Annotated in this window: 6 protein-coding genes; 5 read left to right on the top strand and 1 reads right to left on the bottom strand. The window is 64.0% G+C overall.

The features are described from left to right. A partial coding sequence (locus EN780_RS23170; RefSeq protein ID WP_281035376.1) for a M17 family peptidase N-terminal domain-containing protein occupies positions 1–414 on the bottom strand: 414 nt, incomplete at its 3' end. Positions 415–762: 348 nt separating this feature from the next. Here EN780_RS23170 and lptF point away from each other — a divergent pair. The 5 genes from lptF to EN780_RS23145 all read left to right on the top strand — a co-directional run. Continuing rightward, positions 763–1,959 carry an LPS export ABC transporter permease LptF gene (gene lptF, locus EN780_RS23165; protein ID WP_128275426.1) on the top strand — a complete coding sequence of 399 codons (1,197 nt, stop codon included), beginning with the start codon at positions 763–765 and terminating at the stop codon, positions 1,957–1,959. Positions 1,960–1,961: 2 nt separating this feature from the next. After that, on the top strand, positions 1,962–3,044 hold the full coding sequence (lptG, locus tag EN780_RS23160; RefSeq protein ID WP_128275425.1) for an LPS export ABC transporter permease LptG: 1,083 nt from the start codon (positions 1,962–1,964) through the stop codon (positions 3,042–3,044). After that, on the top strand, positions 3,044–5,455 hold the full coding sequence (locus EN780_RS23155) for an LPS-assembly protein LptD (protein ID WP_187331191.1): 2,412 nt from the start codon (positions 3,044–3,046) through the stop codon (positions 5,453–5,455). Before lptG ends, EN780_RS23155 begins: the two co-directional genes overlap by 1 nt. 185 nt (positions 5,456–5,640) lie before the next feature. Then, entirely contained in the window at positions 5,641–6,564 is a 924-nt protein-coding gene (locus EN780_RS23150) for a peptidylprolyl isomerase (RefSeq protein ID WP_128275424.1), read from the top strand. Between the two features lie 88 nt (positions 6,565–6,652). Continuing rightward, positions 6,653–7,242: 4-hydroxythreonine-4-phosphate dehydrogenase PdxA (locus EN780_RS23145; protein WP_189556673.1), on the top strand; the 590-nt coding region annotated here is incomplete at its 3' end.

Below are 7,242 nucleotides of genomic sequence, written 5' to 3'. Positions count from 1 at the left end.
CTTGTCGAAGGAATAGCTGCGTAAAAGGATGCCAGCGGCGAGGTTCGCGGCCTGCCTGCCGCCGGCCTCGGCGCCCGGAACATCGAGCACGACGGCGACTTCCGTCGCCTTGCGCAGCAAGGCCGCGATGGTGCCGCCCAGCCTCAGCCAGGCCTGGTCGTCGAGGGCGGCGGCCTTGCCGGCGCCGACCGCCACCAGGCGGTCGAGCGAAGTCCCCTCCGGCGCCAGCACCTCGGCGACGGTGCCGAACTTGCCGGAAAAGTCGGCCACCGGGAACGCGCGCGCGAGCGCCCCGGCCGGATCGCAAGCCTTGCCGGCTTCGCCAACCGCGCCATCGTCGGCCGCCAGCACGAAGGCGCTGCCCTTTTTCGGCGCGGCAAATTTGGCGAAGGCAATCGAAGGTGTCGAAGTCATCAGAACCTGCTTTCGGGGATAGGCGCCGCACAACGGCTTTCAAGAGTGCGCGACATTTGGTCGTTTTCCATCATTTGGCAAGACTTTGGCCGAAATCGCAGCCTATATCGCCGCCGCAACCATCAGTGGATTCGTCGCGGCATGGTCCCGCATTCCTGCCGTAACCTCTTGTTAACCACCAATGTTTTGCATTTCTTATGCATTGCCTTGGACACTCCGGCCAGCCGGGGCGCGTGATGTGGAACGGGAACCAGATCGAGCCGCCAATGCAGCCAGTTGTACTGCCGTCGCCGGATGACTACCTTGTCGGCGGGCATGATGCCGTTCGGCAAAATCGAGAAAGCCTTCATGAAGGTCGTTGAACGCTACATCATGCGTCGCGCAGCGACGGTCTTCGTGGCCGCGCTGACCTGGACGCTGGCGATCGTGTGGACGACGCAGGTGCTCGCCAAGATCGACCTCGTTACCGACAGCGGCCAATCGGCGCTGACCTTCTTCGAGGTCGCGGCGCTGATCATCCCGTCGATCATCCCGATCGTGGTGCCGTTCGCGCTGGTGGTGGCGGTGGCGCAGACGCTCAGCGTCATGAACACCGATTCGGAACTGGCCGTCATCAATGCCGCCGGCGCCTCGCGCTGGACCATCGCGCGGCCGATCCTCCTGCTGGCGCTCGCGGCCAGCGTCTTTTCCTTTGCCGTCGACAATGGCGTCGACCCCTATGCCAGGCAGAAGAACCGGCAGCTGGTGGCGTCGTCGCGCGCCGACCTTCTGTCGCTGATCATCCAGGAAGGAACGTTCCGCAAGATCGACGACGGCCTGTTCCTGCAGATCGGCGAACGCCTGCCGGACAACAGGCTCGGCGGCATCTTCGTGGCCGATTCGCGCGAGGAAGGCGCCAACCTGATCTACTACGCCAAGTCCGGCAGCATCGTCGAAAAGGGCGACGAGAAGGTGCTGATGATGAATGACGGCGTCATCAACCGCAAATCGCTGACCGGCGACCTGTCGGTGATCCGCTTCACCTCCTATGCATTCGACCTCTCGGCCTTCATGTCGGCGGCGAACGAGATCACGCTGCTGCCCAAGGACCGCACGACGCAGTACCTGCTCAACCCGGATCCCAACGACAAGATGTTCCAGCGCAAGCCGGGCAGCTACACCGCCGAGCTCGACCAGCGCTTCTCCGAATGGTCCTACCCGCTGGTGTTCGCGCTGATCGCGCTGGCGGTGGCGGGCGACGCGCGCTCGCACCGGGAAGCGCGGATCCATCCGCTGATCACGGCCATCGCGATCGCGCTGTTCGTGCGCTGGCTCGGCTTCTTCGCCGCCGGCAAGGCCGACAAGGTGCCGCTCTATGCCTATATGGTCTACGGCGTGCCGATTGTGGCCTCGGCTGTCGCCACCTGGTTCATCGTCTCGTCGAGGTCGATGGAACTGCCGGCGGCCTGGGCGGACTGGATGACCAATCTCGCCAGCCGCGTCAGCGAGACCTGGACGGCCATCAAGCTGCGCCTCTCCCGGCGCGCCTCCGGCCAGGGGGCATGACGATGGGCTGGACGCTGGGCCGCTACTTCTTCTTCCGCTACGTGTCGATCACCATCTGGTTCTTCCTAGGCCTGCTGGCGCTGGTGTTCCTGATCGACTTCACCGAATTGTCCGGCCGCACTACCGGCCTGCCCGGCTTCACCTACGGCACCGCCTTCGCGATTTCGGCGCTGAGGATGCCGATGATCATGCTGCAAACCGTGCCGTTCGTCGGCCTGTTCTCGGCGATGGCGACGCTGGTGTCGCTCAACCGCAAATACGAGCTGGTCATCGCGCGCTCGGCCGGCGTTTCGGCCTGGCAATTCCTGCTGCCCTGCTGCATCGGCGCGCTCATGTTCGGTGTGCTGTCGGTCGGCGTGCTCAATCCGATCGCGGCGCACGGCTTCTCCTGGTCCGAGCAGATGGAAAACCAGCTGCGCGCCGGCAATTCGAACGCGGTGCCGGCCGACACGACGCCTTGGATCCGGCAAAAGACCGCTTCCGGCGACACCATCATCGGCGCCCGGGCAATTCTCAACCAGGGCCTGGAAATGGCCGACGCGGTGTTCTTCGTGCTCGACCAGCAAGGCAACATCGTCGAGCGCAAGGACGCGGCGCACGCCTTCCTGCGCGACGGCTATTGGGAGTTGCAGGACGTCAAGGTGTTCAAGGACGGCACTATCTGGCCCGCGACATCCGACCGGGTCCAGACCAACCTCAAGCCTGAATTCGTGCAAGAGCGGCTGGCGCGCCCGGAAACCATCCCCTTTTACGACCTGCCCGGCAAGATCGAGGTTGCCCGCTCCTTCGGGCTGAAGGCAAATGCCTTCGCCATGCAGTTTGATTCGCTGGTGGCGCTGCCGTTCCTCCTCGTCGCCATGACGCTGATTGCGGCAACAGTTTCAATGCGATTTGCGCGTATGGGGCAGTCGGCGACGATGATTCTGGGTGGCGTCCTCGCCGGCTTTCTGCTTTATGTCGTTTCGGTATTGGTCAAGGCATTCGGCGTGGCGGGATTCGTCCCTACGGCGGTGGCCGCATGGGTTCCGGTTGTCGTGGCTATGTTCTTCGGGGTGACGTTTCTGCTATACAAGGAAGACGGCTAGTGAGGGAGGCGGTTTTGCGCAGCCATAGGCACGCCGGTTTGGCACGCCTCTATGGGGCGACCGCCTTGGCATGTCTGTTCGCCTGCGCGGTGCCGACGGTACCGGCGCTGGCGCAGGACATTACGGCGAATCCCGTTCCGTCCGGGACGCAGATGCTGCTTGCCGCAGATACGCTCGTCTACAACAACGACAACAACACGGTGACCGCCGTCGGCGGCGTGCAGATCGACTACGGCGGCAACAAGCTGGTCGCCCAGCGCGTCGAGTACAACCGCAACACCAAGCGCCTGGTCGCGAGCGGCGCCGTCGAACTGATCAACAGCGACGGCACCAAGATCAATTCGGACCATATCGACATCACCGACGACTTCGCCGACGGCTTCGTCAACGCGCTGCGTGTCGAGACCGTCAACAAGGCCTATTTCGCCTCCGAGAGCGCCGAGCGCATGGGCGGCGTTCTGACCACCTTCCACAACGGCGTCTACACGGCCTGTGAACCCTGCGAGGACAAGCCGGACAGCGCACCGACATGGCGCGTCAAGGCGCGCAAGATCATCTGGAACGGCGAGAAGAAGACGGTCCGCTTCGAGAATGCGAATTTCGAGTTCTTCGGCTTCCCGCTCGCCTATCTGCCGGCTTTCGAGATCGCCGACCCGACGGTGAAGCGCAAGAGCGGCTTCCTGATCCCCGGCATCGTCTACAAGAGCGACCTCGGCGTCGGCGTCAAGATCCCCTACTACTTTGCCCTGTCGCCGACCTATGACCTCACGGTCACCGGCACCGGCTACACCAAGCAAGGCTTCCTCGGCGAAGCCGAATGGCGCCAGCGCTTCAACAATGGCGAATACAGCCTGAAGATCGCCGGCATCCATCAGCAAGATCCCGACGCCTTCATCGACAACGGCGTGCGCAATGTCGATTCGGGCGCGGCGGGCGATCCGAACAAGTTCCGCGGCATGATGGGCACCAAGGGCCAGTTCGCCATCAACGACCGCTGGAACTTCGGCTGGGACGTGCTGCTGCAGACCGACAAGAACTTCTCGCGCACCTATGCCATCGACGGCTACAGCGACACCGTCCACCAGTCGTCGATCTACCTGACCGGCCTCAACGACCGCAACTATTTCGACGTCCGCGCCATGCGGTTCGAGGTCCAGGAAAACACGCTCTCCAGCGACGCGACGGCGCGCGCCGGTGAACAGCCCTGGGTGCTGCCGTCGCTCGACTATGCCTACATCCCCGACATGGCCGTGGCCGGCGGGCAATTGTCGCTCAACGTCAATGCGCGCGTTATCAGCCGCGACCGGCTCGACGTGGCGCTGGCGGATCCTCTCGATGACACCTCGATCAACAATGTGCGCGGCATCGAAGGCCAGTCGAGCCGGCTGACCACCGAGGCCGAATGGAAGCGCACCTTCACCACCGATGGCGGCCTGCAACTGACGCCGCTGCTGGCGCTGCGTGGCGACGCTGGCTATGTCAACGCCAATACCGCCTCGCTGAACGCGATCAACCAGATGGCGACCAATCTGGGCGAACAGGACGACATGCGCACCTCGCTCGCCCGCTACATGGCGACGCTCGGCCTCGAAATGCGGTGGCCGGTGCTGTTCTCGATGGCGAGTTCCAGCCATATCGTCGAGCCGATGGCGCAGGTGTTCGTGCGTCCGAACGAGCAGTATGTCGGCGGCCTCGCTGTTCCCAACGAGGATGCGCAGAGCTTCGTCTTCGATGCCACGACGCTGTTCGAGCGCGACAAGTTCTCCGGCTACGACCGCATGGAAGGCGGCACGCGCGCCAATGTCGGCTTCCGCTATTCCGGCGCCTATGAGGGTGGCTGGAGCACCAACGCCATCTTCGGCCAATCCTACCAGCTGGCCGGCCAGAATTCGTACACCGCGCCCGACCTGGTCAATGTCGGCGCCTATTCGGGCCTCGACAAGCCGACTTCGGACTATGTCGGGCTGATCGGCTTCAACAGCCCGAGCGGCTTCTCCGGCTCGCTCAGCGGCCGCTTCGACGAGCAGACCTTCGACGTCAGGCGCGCCGAGGTGAAGGCCGCCTATTCCGGCCTGCCGGTTTCGCTCACTGCCAAATATGCCTTCATCCAGGCGCAGCCACTCTACGGCTTCGAAACCGATCGCCACGAGGTCACGCTCGGCGCTTCGACCCACCTTGCCGAGAACTGGCGCGTCTTCGGCACCGGCACCTACGACATCAAGCAGAGCGTTCTGGTCAAGGACGGCGTCGGCTTTGCCTATAATGATTCCTGCTTCACCTATTTGATGACGTTCTCGGAATCGCGCGACCTTGTGACCAAGGAAGTGTCGCAGAATGTCGGCTTCAACCTGTCGTTCCGCACGCTTGGCGATTTCGGATCGTCGACCAGCGCCATCGACACCATCCAGTGACGGCTGGCTGACGACATGGTTTCGCCGCATAGGGCTGGCAGGGGTTTCGGTCACATTGCGCATGACCCCGAAACCGGAAGACATTTGCCGAAGGATCATGCGCCAGATCAATTGCCATAGCGTCTGCCGCGGGTCCGAGGGGACGCGCGGCGCTGTAGAAGCGGGACAGAATTGGGATACGTGAGATGAGGAAATACCTGTTTTCAGCAGGCTTCGCGCTGCTGGTGGCGGCGACCTCCGTTTCGATCACGGCGATGACGCCGCCTGCCTTCGCCAGCACGATCAAATATGTCGTCAACAACGTACCGATCACCACCGGCGACATCGCGCACCGGGCCGCATTCCTGAAACTGCAGCGCAAGAAGGGCAATGCTGGGCAGGAAATGATCGACCAGACGCTGCGCATGGCCGAGGCCAGGCGGCTCGGCATCCGCATCACCGATGCCCAGGTCGATGCGGCGTATCAGCGCTTTGCCACCAACAACAAGATGCAGCTCAAGCAGCTCGACGGCATCATGGCGCAGTCCGGCGTCACCAAGGAGCACTTCAAGGACTTCATCCGCGCACAGATGGCCTGGAACCAGGCGTTGGGTGCCCGCTACCGTTCCGGCGAGGGCGGCGCGGTAACAGAGCAGGACGCGGTGCGGCGCATGCTGGACAAGGGCGGCGCCAAGCCGACCGCCATGGAATACATGCTGCAGCAGGTGATCTTCGTGGTGCCGGCCTCCGAGCGCAGCGCGACACTGGCCAAGCGCAAGCGCGAGGCCGATGCCATGCGCGCGCGCTTCAACGGCTGCGACAGCACGCGCCAGTTCGCCAAGGGGCTGCTCGATGTCACCGTGCGCGATCTCGGCCGGGTCCTGGCGCCTCAGCTGCCGGCTGACTGGGCCGACCAAATCAAGGCGACCAAGGTCGGCGGCGCCACCGCCACCCGCGAGACCGAGCGCGGCATCGAATTCATCGGCATCTGCTCGTCGCGCGAAGTGTCCGACGACAAGGCGGCGCAGATGGTGTTCCAGAGCGAGGGCGGCAACGACAAGGACGCCGACGAGCTCTCGAAGAAATATGTCGACGAGCTGCGGAAGAAGGCCAAAATCGTCGAGCGCTAGATTGGCAGGGTTTGGGCGTGAGTGAACGAGACGACAGAGCCACCTCCTGTCCATACCCGGGCAGATCGCCCCGCAAGACGGCCTAGACATGCGCAAGACCGATGCCCCGCTGGCAGTGAGCGTCGGCGATCCATCCGGCGTCGGCCCGGAGATCGCCATCGCCGCCTGGCTCGCCGGTGAAAGCGCCGGCGTGCCGCCCTTCTACCTGCTTGCCGATCCGACGCTGATCGAGGCGCGCGCGCACCACATCGGCGCCAGGATAGCCATCGCCGAAACGCTGCCGGCGCAAGCAGCGCGGATGTTTTCGCGGGCGCTGCCGATCGTGCCGCTCGATGCCGGTCATGTCGACAATCCCGGGCGGCCCGACATCGCCAATGCCGCAGGCACCCTCGAGGCCATCGATCGGGCCGTGGCCGATTGTCTTGCCGAGCGCGCCGCGGCCGTGGTCACCTGCCCCATCGCCAAGAAGCCGCTCTACGATGCCGGCTTCCGCTTTCCCGGCCACACCGAATATCTGGCGCATCTGGCGGGACTGCACACGGGCGCCGAGGTGACGCCGGTAATGCTGCTTGCCGGCCCGGAACTGCGCACCGTCCCGGTCACCATCCACATCCCGCTCGTCGACGTGCCGAAGGCGCTGACGAGCGAGCTGATCGTCACCACCGCACGCATCACCGC

Origin of the sequence: Mesorhizobium sp. M4B.F.Ca.ET.089.01.1.1, assembly GCF_004022605.1 — a bacterium.
GTDB classification, from domain to species: Bacteria; Pseudomonadota; Alphaproteobacteria; order Rhizobiales; family Rhizobiaceae; genus Mesorhizobium; species Mesorhizobium abyssinicae.
Note: the sequence above shows the minus strand (reverse complement) of the source record. Positions and strands in the feature narration are given on the sequence as shown.